The organism is Algibacter sp. (genome assembly GCF_049667265.1).
Lineage (GTDB): Bacteria > Bacteroidota > Bacteroidia > Flavobacteriales > Flavobacteriaceae > Algibacter_B.
In genome coordinates this window covers 1-18,299 of the sequence record NZ_JBATHX010000232.1, presented here as the reverse complement: position 1 = coordinate 18,299, position 18,299 = coordinate 1, and the positions used below count along the sequence as shown (strand labels likewise).

Annotated in this window: 13 protein-coding genes; 10 read left to right on the top strand and 3 right to left on the bottom strand. The window is 34.4% G+C overall.

The genetic code is table 11. The annotated features are described in order from the left end of the window. Positions 1-87 precede the first annotated feature (87 nt). Entirely contained in the window at positions 88-4,983 is a 4,896-nt protein-coding gene (locus tag WBN21_RS08760) for a LamG-like jellyroll fold domain-containing protein (RefSeq protein ID WP_424199416.1), read from the top strand. A gap of 139 nt (positions 4,984-5,122) precedes the next feature. Here WBN21_RS08760 and pruA read toward each other — a convergent pair whose 3' ends face one another. Continuing rightward, positions 5,123-6,751: an L-glutamate gamma-semialdehyde dehydrogenase gene (pruA, locus tag WBN21_RS08755; RefSeq protein WP_424199414.1), complete on the bottom strand. Its 1,629-nt coding sequence runs from the start codon at positions 6,749-6,751 to the stop codon at positions 5,123-5,125. Positions 6,752-6,902: 151 nt separating this feature from the next. Here pruA and WBN21_RS08750 point away from each other — a divergent pair, with 151 nt between their 5' ends. The 3 genes from WBN21_RS08750 (at position 6,903) to WBN21_RS08740 (ending at position 10,346) form a co-directional block, all read left to right on the top strand. Next, a complete protein-coding gene (locus WBN21_RS08750) occupies positions 6,903-7,625 on the top strand; it encodes an NRDE family protein (RefSeq protein WP_424199412.1) in 723 nt (240 codons plus the stop codon). Further along, the gene (locus tag WBN21_RS08745) at positions 7,618-8,610 is read left to right on the top strand and encodes a DUF6695 family protein (protein WP_424199410.1); all 993 of its coding nucleotides are present in this window, start codon (positions 7,618-7,620) and stop codon (positions 8,608-8,610) included. Before WBN21_RS08750 ends, WBN21_RS08745 begins: the two co-directional genes overlap by 8 nt. A 329-nt stretch (positions 8,611-8,939) precedes the next feature. Beyond that, positions 8,940-10,346 (top strand): MopE-related protein, encoded by a 1,407-nt coding sequence (locus WBN21_RS08740; protein WP_424199408.1) that lies wholly within the window; start codon positions 8,940-8,942, stop codon positions 10,344-10,346. Positions 10,347-10,561: 215 nt separating this feature from the next. On the opposite strand, the gene apaG is transcribed toward WBN21_RS08740, so the two are convergent. After that, positions 10,562-10,948 (bottom strand): Co2+/Mg2+ efflux protein ApaG, encoded by a 387-nt coding sequence (apaG, locus tag WBN21_RS08735; RefSeq protein WP_424199406.1) that lies wholly within the window; start codon positions 10,946-10,948, stop codon positions 10,562-10,564. Between the two features lie 163 nt (positions 10,949-11,111). Further along, entirely contained in the window at positions 11,112-12,362 is a 1,251-nt protein-coding gene (locus tag WBN21_RS08730; protein WP_424199404.1) for a type IX secretion system plug protein domain-containing protein, read from the bottom strand. 161 nt (positions 12,363-12,523) lie between these two features. On the opposite strand from WBN21_RS08730, the gene WBN21_RS08725 reads away from it, so the two are divergent. From WBN21_RS08725 to nqrF, 6 genes are all read left to right on the top strand, one after another. Further along, entirely contained in the window at positions 12,524-13,888 is a 1,365-nt protein-coding gene (locus tag WBN21_RS08725; RefSeq protein WP_424199402.1) for a Na(+)-translocating NADH-quinone reductase subunit A, read from the top strand. Further along, entirely contained in the window at positions 13,888-15,129 is a 1,242-nt protein-coding gene (locus WBN21_RS08720) for an NADH:ubiquinone reductase (Na(+)-transporting) subunit B (protein ID WP_424199400.1), read from the top strand. The genes WBN21_RS08725 and WBN21_RS08720 overlap by 1 nt, the downstream gene beginning before the upstream one ends. Before the next feature lie 2 nt (positions 15,130-15,131). Continuing rightward, the gene (locus WBN21_RS08715) at positions 15,132-15,878 is read left to right on the top strand and encodes a Na(+)-translocating NADH-quinone reductase subunit C (RefSeq protein ID WP_424199398.1); all 747 of its coding nucleotides are present in this window, start codon (positions 15,132-15,134) and stop codon (positions 15,876-15,878) included. Position 15,879: 1 nt separating this feature from the next. Beyond that, complete coding sequence (locus WBN21_RS08710) at positions 15,880-16,524, top strand: NADH:ubiquinone reductase (Na(+)-transporting) subunit D (RefSeq protein WP_298498715.1); 645 nt, start codon at positions 15,880-15,882, stop codon at positions 16,522-16,524. Between the two features lie 51 nt (positions 16,525-16,575). Further along, on the top strand, positions 16,576-17,295 hold the full coding sequence (nqrE, locus tag WBN21_RS08705) for an NADH:ubiquinone reductase (Na(+)-transporting) subunit E (RefSeq protein WP_424199396.1): 720 nt from the start codon (positions 16,576-16,578) through the stop codon (positions 17,293-17,295). Between the two features lies 1 nt (position 17,296). Then, on the top strand, positions 17,297-18,299 hold a 1,003-nt coding region (gene nqrF / locus WBN21_RS08700), incomplete at its 3' end, for an NADH:ubiquinone reductase (Na(+)-transporting) subunit F (protein WP_424199394.1).

Sequence of the window (18,299 nt, the reverse complement as noted above, 5' to 3'; positions counted from 1 at the left end):
AATTTATTATATTTGTGCAATGATTCTTATTGTTTTGTAAGAATTGTAATCCCTCACTTTTATAATTTGTGCCCTAAATTGACTATGATGAGAAAACGATTACTCTATAGATTGTTAACGTTTAATTTTTTGTTTTTCCTTTTTGCGTTTGTTGGCTACTCTCAGGTTATACAAGTAGAAATTGTAGGAGGTGCGGTTGTTACCTCGGGTTCAACAATAACTATTAATGCTGGTAATAGCCTTGATTTTAGGATAACGAATACCGAAACTGGTAACTGTTCTAATTTAAAAATTGAGGATATCGATATTTCGAATACTACAGATTTCGATATAGATCCAAATAATCCTACTAATAATATTAAACCAGAAAGTTGTAAAGGAGGTAAAAAATTCCTTGATTTCGAAATTGAAAATTCGAGTCCTTCATGCACGGTTGCTACTACTTTAGTTACTATAGAAATTAAAAATCAATCTGATTTCACTTTTACTTTGGAGGTTAATTCTTCTCCAGAAATATTTGTTTATGGCAATAGTTTTCCTTCTGATGATATTTTCCATGGCGATACAACAACATCTGATGATAATAGTACATATTTTGGTGTTGTAGATGAAGGTGCCACTGTAACAAGAAGGTATGTAGTGTCGAACATTGGTAGTTGCGATTTGGATATTAGTTCTTTAGCGAGTACAAATTCAGATTTTGCAGTATCATCGCCCTTTCCTATTCCATGGAGTATAAGTCCTTTAGGAGGTATTGTAATTGATGTAACATTTACTGCTCCAATAGGAGGTACGGGAACTCAGTCTTCTGTTATAAGTGTGGGTAATTCCGACAATACTTCGTTTACATTCACAGTTGAAGCAGAAATGTTTAATGAAAACATTCCGGGTCCTGGTGGAATAACAGCAGACTTTAGGCTTTGGTTAAAATCTACCAGAGGAATTGTGGAAACTGCATCAAAGGTTTCTGAATGGCAAGATTTAGGTACGAATGCAAAAGATGCTACACAAGCCACAGGTGCTAATCAACCAACTTATTTAGATACTGCCGCAGATAATATAAATTTCAATCCAGTAATAAAATTTGAAAATGACGGGGCAACGGTAGAACAATATTTAGAGAACGTTAACAATGGGTTTTATAGTCAAGATATATTTATAGTTATGGTGCCTGATGCTACCATGACAAGTGCATCCGCTAGAAGTACCATTTTTGCTGGAATTGATACAGGTAGTGCTGGTGATATGACTGGGGTTGGTTTTGGTAATTACTCTACAGAGTTTACAAATGAGACCTTATCTTACAATCAAGATATTCCAGGAGGAGGCAATTATAATGGTGAAGCCGAAATAAGTTCTACATATTCCGGGGCAGGTATTATAAATGTTAGAAATAATGATGCTACAACTCCAACAGGTCAAGATATTTTATTTAACTCCAATGTGTTAACCACGTCATCAGTTAATGATGTCGCATTTGCGAATGTAGGCAGCCCAGGACCACCTACAATTACAGGTACCGAATATTGGATTGGTAGAAATTTTGATGTTCAAGGAAGTTTAAATGGTCGTGTAGCGGAAATTTTCACATTTGCTGAGCGTGTTACGGATGCTGATAGACAGAAAATAGAATCCTATTTAGGTATAAAATATGGTATTACGTTAGGGGCTTCAACTGAAGCTCAGAAAAACTATATAAACTCATTTGATGATGCAGTATGGGATATTACAGCTAATTCAGGTTATAATTATCACGTATCAGGAATAGGTCGGGATTCAATTTCAGATTTAAACCAAAAACAATCAAAAACATTAAACCTAATAAACGAAGTAGCCATAGGTTTGGGTGGCGTTTTTACAAGTAATAGCGCAAATACTAATGAATTTGAAAAGGATGGTGATTTTTTAGTTTGGGGAAATAATGATGCTGCATTTTCAGGCACAAATACTAATACAGTTACTATTGCTTCAGGTATTACAACGTCCTTAACCCGTATAGAAAGAAAATGGAAAATAGTTGAAACAAATAATCATGTAAATGGAGATGTTGAAACTGTTTATGTTTCTATTCCCGCGGCCGCTTTTAGTGGTTTTTCAAAATTAGCAACCGAAGAGTATGCGTTAATAGTTTCAGATAATGCTAATTTTGCAAATAGCGATATTATTGATGTTATTCCCCTACGATCTAAAGATGGTGGTATTAACCTCCAAACTTGGTACGATTTTGATGGAACTAAATACTTCACCTTCGGAAAAGTAGCAAATTTAACCGAAAATCACGCTATAAATTTTGCTTCTGGAGATTATATGGTTGGCGAATATAGCCTTAACTTAAATACCGATACTTTTTCAATTTCTGCATGGATTAAATGTCCTGTAAACGCAAGCGACAGAACTATAATGGCCAAAGGAGAAAAATTGCAAATACGATTAAATGCTACTGGAAATATTGAAGTATATATAGATGATACTGTAACTCCAAAATTTACATCAAATATGGATCTTGATGATGGTAAATGGCATCATACAGCTTATATCTATGATAGTGCATCCTTAAAAATGTATGTTGATGGGGTATTAGACCATTCTGTTCAAGATGTAGTTCACCCTTCACCAAATGCAAATAATTATGCTTTAGGGGCACTATATATTGACAAAGACAATATTGTAAATCCAATTTTAGGAGAGCTAGATGAGGTTTACGTTTGGGATATTGGGCTTTCACAAAACCAAGTACGTTATTTAATGAATCAAGAATTAGAGCGATTTGATGTTAGCGGAACTGATTATGTAAGTGGTAAAATATTACCACATGCTGCATTAAGTAATGAATTGCCAGTAATACCATGGAGTAATTTAAGAGTATATTATAATTTTAATTCTTATTATGGGTCAACTACTGAAGGGTTAACAGATGAACGTTTCTTTTTACGTCTGAATTATTTAAATAAAGGCAAAAGTCTTTTAGATACTCAAACTGCACCTTTGCCTTATGTTTCAGCTTCTGCTGGTGTTTGGGATGCAGGGGCAACCTGGAGCAATAGTGCAGATCAAATAATCCCAAATTCATTAAGTTTAGATGGAACAACACTAATAGATTGGAATATTGTTGAGATTTCGCATGATATTACTTCTGGAGATAGAGATATTTCACTATTAGGGTTAACAAGTACGACTGGTACGCTAACAATATCAGATCCTGGAGAAACACAAGATGAGAACAACTCTGGACAAGGCTTAACCATTTCACATTATTTGGAATTAGATGGTGTAATTGATTTGGTTGGTGAATCTCAATTAGTACAAACGGAAGGGAGCGTGGTAGATGCCGATAGTGGAGGTTATATTGAGCGCGATCAGCAAGGAACAGCCAACGGATTCAATTATAATTATTGGTCCTCATCCGTGTCGCCAATAGGAGGTAATGTGGCTACACGAGGTGTAGGAGTGTCCAGTACAAACCCTAATCATACAATAAGCGATGTATTAAAAGACGGAACAATATCTGGATTGTACTATGATATGCTTTTTAATGCATCGCCAAATGGAAGTAGTGCCCCACCTCCTCCAGGTTTTGCAAAAACTATTAGTTCAAGATGGTTGTATAAATTTTATGGCTCAGCCGATAATTATTATGCTTGGGGTAAAATTGAAGAATCTTCATCATTGAATGCGGGAGAAGGATTTACAATGAAAGGGACAGGTGGAGATGCAGCTATTCCAATTTCAACCCAACAAAATTATGTATTTAAAGGGTTGCCTAATAATGGTGATATAACCTTAGAATTAGATAATTCTGCTACAGAAGTTGAAAGGCTAATTGGAAATCCTTATCCTTCAGCTATTGATGCTGAAGAATTTATATTGGACAACTTAAGTATTGCCGATGGAGGAAACAATACCACAGGTACTATTATTAACGGGGCATTGTATTTTTGGGACCATTTTGGAGAAGAAAACACACATAATTTGGCCGGTTATGTTGGAGGGTACGCCACTAGAAATTTAACAGGTGGGGCTGCCGCTATATCAAACGACTCTAGAATAAACAATACATCAAACGCTGGAAGTGCTGCAATTGGAACAAAAGTTCCTGGACAATACATTCCTGTAAATCAAGGATTCTTTGTGTCAACAGCACTTGATGGTTTTGATAATGATAATGCTTTGCCTATAGCAACAGTTGATGGTGGTGATATTGTATTTAAAAATAGTCAGCGTGTTTTTGCTTCTGAAGACGGATCTACGTCTCTATTTATGAAGTCTTCTGTGAATAAGAAAAGTAAGAGTGGTAATAAAAATAAAGAAGATACCCCTATAATTCGTTTAACATACGACTCTCCATTAGGGTATCATAGACAAATAGTTTTAGGTGCAAACGTTAACGCTTCTAATGATTTTGATTTAGGTTATGATGCCTTTATGGTAGATATTAATAAGGAGGATATGTATTGGACTCTCAATGAAGGTAAATTTGTAATTCAAGGTGTTGGTATAATTGATGATTCTCAAGAATTTTCAATTGGGTTAATTGTAAAAAAAGCTGGTTTAATAAATATTAAAGTTGATGCTGTTGAAAATATGGATACTAACACGAAACTATATGTTAAGGACACGCAAACCAATTCGACATTTCTAATTAATAATGATTCATTTGAAACACATTTAGAAGCTGGAACTTATAATGATAGATTCAAATTGGTTTTTCAATCAAATGTGGTATCAACAGATGAGGTTGATCTTTTTGAAAAGAACTTAATCATTTATTACGATTCGGAATCTTCTGAAATAAAAATTAGAAACAAACAAGAGATTCTATTGTCCGATGTTGCAATATTTGATATTCTCGGTAAAGAAATAAAATCTTATGATTTTAATAGTACTAGAGATATTTCGATTCCAATACATGTGAATTTAGGTATTTATGTTTTACAAATTAACACGGACCAAGGAATAATTAATAAGAAAATCATTTTGGATTAGTTTGTTGTTTATTGGCATAATCCATAAAATAAATAGATTTCATTGTAGAAAAAGAAAAAAAGAGACCATCTAGATTAAGACGGTCTCTTTTACAAATTTAGTATCTCGAATAAGAGATTCCTTTTTTAAAGGGATTTAATTATTCTCCTAAAAACGGATATCGGTAATCTGTAGGTGTCACAAATGTTTCTTTAATCATTCTAGGCGATACCCAACGTAATAAGTTTTGTGCACTTCCGGCTTTATCATTAGTTCCAGATGCTCTTGCGCCTCCAAAAGGTTGTTGTCCTACTACAGCTCCAGTAGGTTTATCATTAATATAAAAGTTTCCTGCAGCATTTTGTAATGCTTCAGTAGCCTGAGTAACAGCGTATCTGTCTTTCGATATTATCGCACCTGTTAATGCATATTCACTAGTTTCGTCAACTAGTTTTAAAGTTTCCGCGTAAGCGTTATCGTCATAAACATAAATAGTTATCACAGGACCAAAAAGTTCCGTACACATAGTAGTGTATTTTGGGTCTTTGGCAACAATAACAGTTGGTTCAATAAAATAGCCTTTGGTTTTATTATAATTTCCACCAACAATAATTTCAGCATCTTTATCCGATTTAGCGCCATCAATGTATTTTGCCAGTTTATCAAAAGATCCTTCATGAATTACTGCAGTTATAAAGTTACTCATATCTTCAGGAGAACCCATTTTAAAAGATTTAACATCTTCAATAACATATTTTTTCACATCATTCCATAAACTTTTTGGAACATAAGCTCTTGAAGCTGCGCTACATTTTTGACCTTGAAACTCAAAAGCACCACGCACAATAGCCGTAGCTACTTGCTTAGCATCAGCCGATTTGTGGGCAACAATAAAATCTTTTCCTCCTGTTTCTCCAACAATTCTTGGGTAGGTTTTATAATTGTGAATGTTGTTTCCTATTTGTTTCCAGAGTTCTTTAAAGATGAATGTTGAACCCGTAAAGTGTAATCCCGAAAAATCTGGACTTGCCATAACCGTATTGGTAATCATCACAGGGTCTCCAAAAACAACATTAATTACACCCGGAGGCACACCTGCCTCTTCAAATACATCCATAATCACTTTAGCAGAATACACTTGGCTATCACTAGGTTTCCAAACCACAACATTACCCATTAAAGCCATGCAAGCCGGTAAATTTCCAGCAATTGCAGTAAAGTTAAATGGTGTAACAGCGTAAGTAAACCCTTCTAATGGACGATATTCAATGCGGTTCCAAGCATCACTTGTGCTTTCTGGTTGTTCCATGTAAATGTCCGTCATAAACTGAACATTAAAACGCAAGAAATCTATAAACTCACAAGCCGCATCAATCTCAGCTTGATGAATGGTTTTAGATTGTGCAATCATAGTGGCTGCATTTATTTTAGCACGGTAAGGACCAGCAATTAACTCAGCAGCTTTCAGGAAAATACCTGCGCGTTGTTCCCAAGGCATTTGAGACCACATTTTTCTTGCTTCCAACGCTGTAGAAATAGCCTCATCAATGTGTTTTTGTTCAGCTATATGGTAGGTTCCTACAACATGCTTATGATCGTGTGGTGGCGACATGGTTCTGGTATTTCCAGTTTTTACGTCTTTACCATTAATATATAAAGGCACATCAATTTTACTATTAAACATTGCTTTATATGTCTTAGCAACAGCATCGCGTTCTGGTGATCCCGGAGCATAAGATTTTACAGGTTCGTTAACAGCAATTGGTACACTAAAAAAGCCTTTTCCCATGATATTTTATTTTTTGTTATTGAATTTTCAGTAAATGTGCTGCAAATTTACGAATAATTAAATAATATTTTAGCCTGAAGAGTTCCTAAAACAAAGTTAATTTTTATTTATTTTTTGTAAGTTGCTAACCTGTTTTTAGACTACAGGTTTTATGTGTACAGTTACAATTATTCCAAAAAAAAATAACAATTTTGTGTTAACCACTAATCGAGATGAGGCTCCAGATAGAGTGTCTTTGGCACCAGATTTTTATAGTATTGAGGGTGCAAAACTATTGTTTCCAAAAGATAAAATGGGTGGAACTTGGATTGGTGTTAGCGCAAAAAACCGTGTGGTTTGTGTGCTTAATGGTGGTTTTGTTAAGCATGAGCGACAGGCTAACTACAGAAAAAGTAGAGGTGTTGTGGCCAATGATTTTATGATTGCTGACGATATCGTTACAACCATAGAATCTTATATCCTTGACGATATAGAGCCATTTACAGTAGTCATTGCAGATTGGAATTCCACACTTAAAATTTATGAATTGGTTTGGGATGGTATGCGTAAACATTTTGTAGAATTGCCATTAGAGTCAAGAATTTGGTCGTCTTCAACCTTGTATACTGAAGGGATGCAAAGAGAGCGTCAGCAATGGTTTGAAAACTTTGAAGCTTTAAATAAGCCTAACGCTGATTCTGTATTAGGATTTCATAAAACTGAAGATGCTAATAATATGGACTACGGTGTAATTATGGATAGAGGTTTTGTGAAAACAAATAGTATTACACAAGTTGAAAAACGTGGAAATGAAGTTGATATGCGTTATGAAAATCTTGATAGCAAAACCGTTACAGTTAAAACATTTAATTTTCCAGAAGTAGTCAATGGATAATACGGGAATTATTTTAACATTGGCGTATCCAGATACTATTGTTATGGTTTCTGAAGAATGGTTTTCACCTTATTTAAGATTTGTTGGTGTTGGTAAAAAGAATTATTTGCGTGCTGGTCATGCTGCCTTAGTATTAATTGATAAAAAAACAGGTGTTTTAGAATATCATGATTTTGGCCGCTATATTACCCCAGAACCTAATGGGCGTGTTAGAGGTAGTGATACCGATAACGAACTTCACTTTCCGTTAAAAGCTGAAATTGTAAACGATACTATTAAAAATCTAAATGAAATTTTAGAATTTTTAGGCACACATCCTAAGCTTACGCATGGTGATGGTAAATTAGTGGCTTCGGTTTGCAAAACGATTAATTATCATAAAGCTCGAACGCATATTACCAAAATGCAAAACAAACATTTTATAAGGTATGCAGCGTTTATAAAAGATGCTTGTAATTGTGCGCGTTTTGTTACGGATACGTTAATTGCTTCAGTCACAGATTCTAAAATAAAAAAGGCACTTGAAAAGTCTAAATGGTTTACACCAAGTACGGTTGGAAACGTTTTACTAGCTGATACTGAAAATCATCCTTATGCCATTTCTGAAACTGGTGTAATTTCAAAATTTAAAGGTTCTCAAAGAAGTGAAAACATACGTTGTTTTTTAGATAGGTTGATTGATCATGAGGTTAATTTAATAGGAACGCAAACGCCAAAACCGGTTGATGGTTTGCATAAAAATGCACAATGGCTTTCTGGTATTGCTGCTGGAGCATGGTTTGAGTTGCATAAAATAGGGCATGATGTGGAATATCATTTTAAGCGTATTTCACCATATGGAAATATAGATGTGCACGAAAAATATGTTGTTGAAGACGATTCGTTTGATTACGATTTAGAATTTGAATTTATACATTATTCAAATTGTAAATTCTTTCATGTGAAGCAGAGCGGGAAAATTTTTAAGTTTTATAAAAAGACTTAATTTTTTTTATCTGGTTGAATTTTTATTAAGAAGATTTGTAGGTTGCTCTCGCTGCTATTTATGGAATTCAACATACCTTTATTAAGTCATTTTGATATAATGAAACATCATTTTACGGAAAAACCTCAGGCGCTAACGCGATTAATACTACATTTTAACATAATATTAACATTTGAAGTGTTTCTTAAGGGAATTGTTAATTAATTTAACGCATTATTAATTAATTCCTCCCTAAGATGAAAACAAAATTACACGCATGCTCAGCCTTTTTAGGCCATTTTTTAAATTTTAAAAACAGCTTTATTTTCCTGTTTGTTATATTTTTTTCCATGTCTACTTTTGGGCAGACTGGCCCACCGCAAATTAGTTTTGATTGTTTTGGTAATATTATTTCTTTTAGTGGTCCTCCTAATGGAACGGCAGAAGGATACCCTTCATGGTCAAATGGTGAGCTTATAGGTGGTAGTTCTGGTTGGACTCTTGAAGTTGAAAATTCAAGCGCAGGCCTAGAGTGGTCAGTCTATCCACCTCTAAATGATCCTGGTAACACTTATCAAAGATTTTTCTATTCGGTATTAGATCCAGAATTAACACCCTGTGATTCAAATTGGATTGATGATTTTTCTGGTTGTACTCCGGTAGTACAATGCACCGGTAATCTAGATTCTGATAATGATGGCTCTAATGTCTTTTTTGATTGTAATGATAATGACCCATTAATTTATCCAGGTGCTCCTGAGCTTTGTGATGGAATTGATAATAACTGTGATGGTCAAATTGATGAAGGATTAACAAACTGTGGGAATGACCCTGATAATGACGGAGATGGGTTTACTGCAAGTTTAGATTGTGATGATAACGAGCCTTTAGCATTCCCTGGAAACCCAGAAGTATTATATGATGGTATTGATAATGACTGTGATCCGTTAACATTAGATACAGAAGATGCCGATAATGATGGTGTGAACTCTGATACGGATTGTAACGATAGTGACAACACGGTTTATCCAGGTGCTCCTGAGCTTTGTGATGGTCTTGATAATGACTGTAATGGTCAAGTAGACGAGAATCTGATATTTACAACCTTCTTTGCGGATACAGATGGCGATGGATTTGGCGATCCTTCGAATTCCACAAGCACTTGTGACGGTGTTCCTTCTGGTTATGTGAGTGATAATACGGACTGTGATGATACTGATGCGGCTGTGAATCCAGATGCAGATGAGATTCCTTTTGATACCATTGATAATGACTGTGACCCATCCACTTTAGATGATAATAATCCTATAGATGCTATAAAATATTGCAATGAGGAAAAAACCAAAATTTTAATTTGCCATAATGGTAAAAATAAATGTGTTCAGGAAAATGCTCTCGATGCGCATTTAGCGCATGGAGACACTTTAGGTTCGTGTGATGGTGATCCTTATGAAGGTGATTTATACACAAAATCTACAAAAGGTAAAACTAGTAATATAGATGAAGCAGTATTAGGCTTTACCACAAGAGTATGGCCAAATCCTTCAGGTGATAGTTTTAATATTAAAATATCAACAGCCGATAATTTAAATGGGGTTGATGTTCAAGTCATAGATATGACTGGTAAAATGGTACATAATGCCTACATTAATTATAACGAAAATTATAAATTTGGATCTAAATTAGAATCCGGTGTGTATTTTGTGAAAATTATTCAAGGCAAAAGCATACAGGTTAAAAAAGTTATAAAACGCTAACTTTCTAGTATCAATTTTTACAACCCCCATTCAATCAATTGAATGGGGGTTTTTTTTGAAATATTTTTAATTCCAATCAAAACATGTCTTAATGATGCTTTTTTGTAAATTAATCCTAGTGTATTAGCATTAAAGATATCGTATACAATTGAGGTAAGCATTATGTTTTATATGACGCTCACCGAACCTGAAATTTAATTTTGTACGGTCAAAATCTAATTAATAGCAAAAGGAGCGCTCAACTTAAACGTTGGGATGGTAACTTGAAATTTTTGTGTTGTATTAAGGTTTACCATACCGTAATGCCCTTGCATAGCGCCAAACGGCGAGGTTAGTAAACAACCCGATGTGTAGGTGTGAGATTCACCAGGTTTAAGTACGGGTTTTTTTCCAATTACGCCTTCGCCAGAAACGGTTTCCACATTATTTAATGCATCCAGAATTTCCCAATGGCGTACGTTAAGTTGCACGGAGTCTTTGCTTTGGTTTTCGATAGTTATGGTATATCCAAAGGCGAACTGTATTTTATAGTTTTTATAAAACGAGCCTTCGAAGTTGGTTACCACCGAAATTTTTATGCCTTTTGTAACTTGTTGAACCATTGTTGTGCAAAATATTAACGAATGCTAAAATAATAAATATTAAGTGGTTAACGTAAATTTTTACGTGTTTGATATAAATATTAGATGAAATACATTTTTTGCTACCATTAAGCTGATAAATAACTAGTTATAAACAGTTACTTTTTGATTTTTTTATGACCTTTTAATTAGTGATATTGGTAGATGAGACTTGATTAAAACCTATAATACGGTCGTACCGTGCACCTAAATCTCTGTAATACACTAAAATTTTATAGTTGTTTTCGGTTTGCCAAAAGTTGCCGCTAATGGCGTTTTCGTTTAAACTTCCGTCTTTATTAACTACCACGTATTTGTAATTATAAAACCCTTGTTTTAGTTTTATGCTTGTTTCGTAGATGCCTCGCTGAGGGTTGTACCACATTTTATTAAACTCGCTAAGCTCATAATTATTAAAGTTGCCGTAAACATAAATATGTGCTCCTTTGGTTAACTCAGGATATTGAATTGAAAAATGTACTTGTACATAATCGGCTTCAATGGTAACATCATCTCTATCAAGTGCTACAATTTTAAATTGCCCATTTACATCTGGATTGTAGGTGTAAGGCAAATTTTCTCTTGAAATATCGGTGAATAAAAAGGACTGATAAATATCTTCAAGCGCTATGGATTGAACACGAGAGGTTGCTGCTCGAACATCTTTTGTTTCAAAAAATAGAAACTCGTTCCCTGCTGGAAAAGCGGTTTCTTTTGTATATCTATAAATAAGCGTGTTGCCAATGGTATATTGTGGTTTTATGTTTGAAATAGCTGTGTTTAAATTGCTATTTTGAATAATTAAAGTTTTTACCGTTTGTTGTGGATTATTAATTTGTCCGCCAGTATCAATCTCTATATCAACTGTTTGTGTGGTTTCTATAGTGCTGATATCTCTCGATCTTTTAATAGCAATACCCGGAGTTACAATGTTTTCATAAACCATAAATTTTCTTGAGAATATTAAGTCGCCGTAAGAATCGAATATTGAAATGATGTAATTACCAGATACTTTTAAGCGTTTTGTTTGCTGATTCGGGATTGCCAAACTATAATGCGAGTACATTTGAAAAGTATTGAACGAGTTTGTGTAATCTTGAATTCTGAAATTATCTACGCCAAGCATAAATTCTGGTTTTACAAGAACAGAAGGTTCCCAGTTGTAATCGAAATGTTCAATTTTGTAATAGAAATCAGGTTCGTCTGAAACTAGTGCATCAAACTCTAAGTAGAAGGTTTCGCCTAATTGAATTATGGGTAATTCACCTAAATCGCTACTGTTACTTTTAAAAGTTACTGACTTTATATAGTCTGGCGGATTAACTTCTGCTACTTGTCCGAAAGAGAATAAGGTTAATAATAAACAAAAATAATTAAGAAAAAACTTGAAAGACATTTGACGCTTTTTTTGTAAATATAAGCAAAATCTGTGCCTAAGCTTAGTCTTTTATTTAGAATAAATATAAATAATAATCGCTGCTAAATTTGAGTATCATATTAGCTATTTATTCGTATTTTTGACCCGATTTTTAGACAACTAATTTCAATAAAATAAATATGTCAAACGACATTCGTATTAAAAAAGGTCTGGACATTAAACTTATAGGTGAAGCTGAAAAAACCGTTGAAAATGGGATTATCAGTAACTTCTGCACCATAAGGCCAGAAGATTTTCACGGCGTAATACCAAAACTTGTTGCGAAAGAAGGGACTACAGTTAAAGCCGGTAGTATTTTGTTTCACAATAAAGCTCAAGAATCGGTGAAGTTTTTATCACCAGTTTCTGGAAAAATAGTTGAGGTGGTTAGAGGACCAAAAAGACGCATTGATGCCATTAGAATAGAAGCTGATAAATCACAAACTTTTGAAGATTTTGGAAAGTTTGATATTGATTCTGCAAAACCAGATGCTGTTAAAGCACATTTACTAGCTTCTGGATGTTGGCCATTTATAAAACAACGTCCTTATGATGTTATTGCTAATCCGGAAAAATCGCCAAAAGCGATATTCGTTTCTGGATATGCTAGCGCACCATTGGCAGCCGATTTAGATTTTACCTTAAATGGAAAAGAAGCCGAATTGCAGGCTGCTGTTTCCGCTTTAGGAAAATTGACTGAAGGTAAAGTCCATGTTTCTGTAGGTAAAAGTTCAAATTCGCCACTTGCTGGTTTGTCTGGCATTACTTTGCATAAAGTTTCTGGACCGCATCCATCAGGAAATGTTGGGACTCAAATTAATAAAATTGATCCTGTAAATAAAGGTGAAGTTGTTTGGACCGTTAGTCCACAAGACTTAGTGATTATAGGTGAGTTACTTTTAACAGGAAAATTTAATGTGGAGCGTATTGTAGCTTTAGTTGGGTCTTCAATTGAAAAACCTAGATACTTTAAAACACTTGCCGGGAGTGAAATAGCGACTTTAATTTTTGATAAAGGGGTTGCAAAAGATGCTAGAAGTAGAGATTATCGTATTATTTCAGGTAATGTTTTATCAGGAAAAGAAATTCAACCTAATGGAAGTTTAGATTTCTATAGCAATGTTGTTTCTGTAATTCCTGAAGGTGATGATTATGAGTTTTTTGGATGGACTATGCCGGTGTTTAATAAGGTTTCTACATCAAGAGCTTTAACTTTTTCTTGGTTAGCTCCAAAGAAAAAGTACGATTTAAATACCAATACAAACGGCGAGCATCGTGCTTTTGTAACTACCGGAACTTATGAAGAGGTTTTTCCATTGGACATTTTTCCAATGCAAATCTTAAAGGCTTGTATGTATCAAGATTTAGATGAAATGGAAGCTTTAGGAATGTACGAGGTGGCTCCTGAAGATTTCGCATTAACAGAATTTGTTTGCGTATCTAAACAACCACATCAAAAAATAATAAGACAAGGTTTAGACTTAATGTTAAAAGAGATAGGGTAATGAGTTTAAAAAATAAATTACACGTTTTAAAAAGAAAGTATAGAAATAAAAAAATGGCGCCAGTTTTTAATGCGCTTCATACGTTTTTATACTTGCCAGACGAGACCACGCATAATGGAACTCATATTAAGGCAGCCGACGATTTAAAGCGTACCATGAACACCGTAATTATGGCTATGGTGCCATGTTTATTGTTTGGTATGTTTAATGCTGGTTATCAACACAATTTAGCTATTGGTGATATACAAGCGGTAACCTCAGGTTTTTTTAGTTCAGAGTTTTGGACACTTGCTAACTTTTCAATTGGTTTCTGGAAAATCATTCCGTTAGTAATTGTTTCATATGGAGTTGGTTTAGGGATAGAATTTATATTTGCTATTATTAAAAAGCACGAAGTAGAAGAAGGCTATTTAGTAACAGGAATGTTAGTGCCGCTTATTGTACCAATAGATATTCCATTATGGATGCTTGCAGTTGCAGTAATTTTTGGAGTGGTGATTGGTAAAGAAGTTTTTGGAGGTACAGGAATGAATATTCTAAACCCTGCATTAACGATTAGAGCCTTTTTATTCTTCGCTTATCCAACTTGGATGAGTGGTGATAAAGTATGGGTTCATGGTGCAGATCCTAGGGTTCAGGATTTAGCTGCTGGTGCTCAACCAGATGCAATTTCTGGTGAAACTATATTAGGAAGCTTAGCGCAAGGCAATGAATTTATGCTTGGCGGCTCTGAGGTAAGTCTTATGGATATGTTCTTTGGATTTATTCCAGGTTCTGTTGGTGAGACTTCAACATTATTGATTTTACTTGGAGGTTTGTTTTTAATCTTTTCTAAAATAGGAAGCTGGAGAATTATGTTATCATCTGTTATAGGTGCAATTGTAATGGGCTTAATTTTTAATCAAGTTGTAGATTCAGGTTGGATTTCAAATAGTAGTAATTTCTACGGACTAATGAGTGCGCCATTCTGGGAGCATTTAATTATTGGTGGTTTTGCTTTTGGTACAGTCTTTATGGCTACCGACCCTGTAACAGCGTCTCAAACAAATAAAGGAAAGTGGATATATGGTTTTCTTGTAGGATTTATTTCTATTATGATTCGTGTATTCAACCCGGCATATCCAGAAGGTGTTATGTTAGCCATCCTATTAATGAATGTGTTTGCACCAACAATTGACCATTATGTGGTTCAAGGTAACGTGAAGAAAAGAATGAAACGTTTAAAAGTTAAAACAGCATAATTATGGCAGTTAATACAGATAAAAACTCATATACTATAATCTTTGCAGTTGCAATGGTATTAGTTGTAGGTTCGTTATTAGCGTTTACGGCATCGTCGTTAAGACCTAATATTGACGAGAATAAACGTATGGAAAAGCAACAGAATATTCTGTATGCTATGGGTGTAAATGGAAATGAAGGAACTGGAGATATCACTTTCGTTGGAACGGATAAAGTTGCAGGTGAATTTTCAAAATATATTACGCAACAGTTAGTTATTGAAAACGGTGTTGCTAAAGAAGATGATAAAGCTTATCTAATTGATATTAAAAAAGAACAAGCAAAAGCAAAAAATGGAGGAACAAGACGTTTGCCTTTATTTGTTGGTGAAAAAGATGGTAAAACATTTTACATTACACCAATAAGAGGTAAAGGGCTTTGGGATGCAATTTGGGGTTATGTTGCTTTAGATAAAGACATGGTTGTTCTAGGTGCTTTTTTCGATCATGCTGGTGAAACACCTGGTTTAGGAGCAAACATTAAGCAACGTTATTTTATGGACGATTTTAATGGTGAACGTTTATTAACCGATTCAGGAGTATTTAAAGGTATTGCTGTTGCAAAAGGTAATAACGATCCTAAAAATGAAATAAAGGATGATTTCGAAGTTGATGCCTTAGCTGGTGCAACTATTACTGGTGATGGTGTTTCTGCCATGATTAAGAAAGATTTAAAATTATATTTACCTTACTTTAAAACGTTAAAATAATATGGGACTACTTTCAAAAAAAGATGCGAAGTTAATCACAGACCCTTTAGCTGATAACAACCCAATTACTATTCAAGTATTAGGTATTTGTTCTGCTTTAGCAATTACTGCAGAGTTAAAAGCTTCTCTGGTTATGGGGATTGCCGTACTTTTCGTTTTAGGTATCGGTAACGTTGTTATTTCTTTAATGAGAAATATCATTCCATCAAAAATTAGAATTATCGTTCAACTTATTGTAGTTGCTGCTTTAGTAATTATTGTAGATCAGGTTTTAAAAGCTTTTGCTTACGAGTTAAGTAAAACACTATCTGTATTCGTTGGATTAATTATTACAAACTGTATCATTATGGGACGTTTTGAAGCTTTTGCTTTAGCAAACGGCCCTTGGAAATCATTTTTAGATGGTATTGGAAATGCTTTAGGATACGCTTTAATATTAGTAATTGTTGGATTCTTTAGAGAATTATTAGGATCAGGTACTTTATTTGGTATTCCTGTACTTGGAGATCCAATCGAGCAAACAGGTGTGTATTCAATAGGATATGAGAATAACGGATTCATGTTAATGCCTCCCATGGCTTTAATAGTAGTTGGTTTAATTATCTGGGTACAACGTAGTAGAAATAAAGCATTAATAGAAGACTAAAATTGAATTGTTATTCTGAATTTTATTCAGAATCTCATCAAAATAAATAATATGGAACACATAGAATTATTTTTTAAATCGATTTTTATAGATAACATGGTATTTGCAGTATTCCTTGGAATGTGCTCATACTTAGCAGTATCTAAAAAAGTTGCAACTGCTGTTGGATTAGGAGCAGCTGTAATATTTGTATTAGCTATAACGGTACCATTAAACTGGTTGTTAGATCAATATTTATTACAACCAGGAGCGTTAAAATGGTTAGGTGAGGAGTATGTAGATTACGATTTAAGTTTTCTTTCATTCATCATGTTTATTGCTACCATAGCAACTATGGTACAATTAGTAGAAATTGTAGTAGAGAAGTTCTCTCCTTCATTATATAACTCTTTAGGTATCTTTTTACCACTTATTGCTGTAAACTGTGCCATTTTAGGTGGATCTTTATTTATGCAATCTCGTGAAATTGAAACTTTAGGTTTAGCATTTAATTATGGTGTTTCTTCTGGGATAGGTTGGTTTTTAGCCATTTTAGCTATTGCCGCTATTCGTGAGAAAATTAGATATAGTAATGTGCCAGCACCTTTAAGAGGTCTTGGAATTACTTTTATCATTACAGGACTTATGGGAATTGGTTTCTTAAGTTTTGGAGGTATGCTAACTGGTGGTGATGACGAAGCACAACCAGCTACAGAAACAGCCATTGAAGTTGAGAAATTACAAACTAAAGAAGCTAAAGAATTAGCTGATAATACTAAAATAGTAGAGTAATATGATTTTAGCAGCAGGAACAACAGGAACAGTTATAGCAACAGTTGTAGCGTTTTTATTAATAACGCTAGTACTTGTTAGTTTGTTACTTTTTGTAAAACAAAAATTATCGCCATCAGGACCAGTAAAAATTACTATTAATGGCGAACGCGAAATAGAAGTAGCATCAGGTGGTAGCTTGTTATCTACTTTAGGGGCAAATAAAATTTTCTTACCATCTGCTTGTGGTGGTGGTGGAACATGTATTCAATGTGAGTGTCATGTATTATCTGGTGGAGGTGAAGCTTTACCAACTGAAACACCTCACTTTTCAAGAAAGGAATTAGCTCATGGAGCTCGTTTATCTTGTCAAGTAAAAGTGAAGCAGGACATGAATATTACCATTCCAGAAGAAGTATTTGGAATTAAAAAATGGGAAGCAACCGTTGTGCGAAACTATAACGTCGCATCGTTTATTAAGGAGTTTGTTGTTGAAATCCCAGAAGATATGGGATACAAAGCCGGTGGATATATTCAAATTGAAATCCCGCCATGTGAAGTTAAATATTCAGATATGGATATTACTGCGCACCCTGAGGAACATGAAACTCCAGATAAATTTCAAACAGAATGGGATAAATTTGGATTATGGCCTTTAGTAATGAAAAATACTGAAACCATTGAAAGGGCCTATTCTATGGCCTCTTATCCGGCAGAAGGAAGAGAGATTATGTTAAATGTTCGTGTAGCATGTCCGCCTTGGGATAGAGCTAAAAACGGATGGATGGATGTTAATCCAGGTATTGCTTCATCATATATATTTAATCAAAAACCAGGTGATAAAGTAACTATTTCAGGACCATATGGAGAGTTCTTCATTAACGAGTCTGAATCTGAGATGCTTTACGTTGGTGGAGGTGCTGGTATGGCGCCAATGCGTTCTCACTTATATCACTTATTCAGAACTTTAAAAACTGGAAGAAAGGTGACCTATTGGTACGGCGGACGTTCTAAACGTGAGTTAT

Bases quoted from the DNA above. Each gene is read 5' to 3' on its own strand.
- WBN21_RS08760 (WP_424199416.1), top strand. From the start codon at position 88: ATGAGAAAACGATTACTCTATAGATTGTTAACGTTTAATTTTTTGTTT.
- pruA (WP_424199414.1), bottom strand. From the start codon at position 6,751: ATGGGAAAAGGCTTTTTTAGTGTACCAATTGCTGTTAACGAACCTGTA.
- WBN21_RS08750 (WP_424199412.1), top strand. From the start codon at position 6,903: ATGTGTACAGTTACAATTATTCCAAAAAAAAATAACAATTTTGTGTTA.
- WBN21_RS08745 (WP_424199410.1), top strand. From the start codon at position 7,618: ATGGATAATACGGGAATTATTTTAACATTGGCGTATCCAGATACTATT.
- WBN21_RS08740 (WP_424199408.1), top strand. From the start codon at position 8,940: ATGTCTACTTTTGGGCAGACTGGCCCACCGCAAATTAGTTTTGATTGT.
- apaG (WP_424199406.1), bottom strand. From the start codon at position 10,948: ATGGTTCAACAAGTTACAAAAGGCATAAAAATTTCGGTGGTAACCAAC.
- WBN21_RS08730 (WP_424199404.1), bottom strand. From the start codon at position 12,362: ATGTCTTTCAAGTTTTTTCTTAATTATTTTTGTTTATTATTAACCTTA.
- WBN21_RS08725 (WP_424199402.1), top strand. From the start codon at position 12,524: ATGTCAAACGACATTCGTATTAAAAAAGGTCTGGACATTAAACTTATA.
- WBN21_RS08720 (WP_424199400.1), top strand. From the start codon at position 13,888: ATGAGTTTAAAAAATAAATTACACGTTTTAAAAAGAAAGTATAGAAAT.
- WBN21_RS08715 (WP_424199398.1), top strand. From the start codon at position 15,132: ATGGCAGTTAATACAGATAAAAACTCATATACTATAATCTTTGCAGTT.
- WBN21_RS08710 (WP_298498715.1), top strand. From the start codon at position 15,880: ATGGGACTACTTTCAAAAAAAGATGCGAAGTTAATCACAGACCCTTTA.
- nqrE (WP_424199396.1), top strand. From the start codon at position 16,576: ATGGAACACATAGAATTATTTTTTAAATCGATTTTTATAGATAACATG.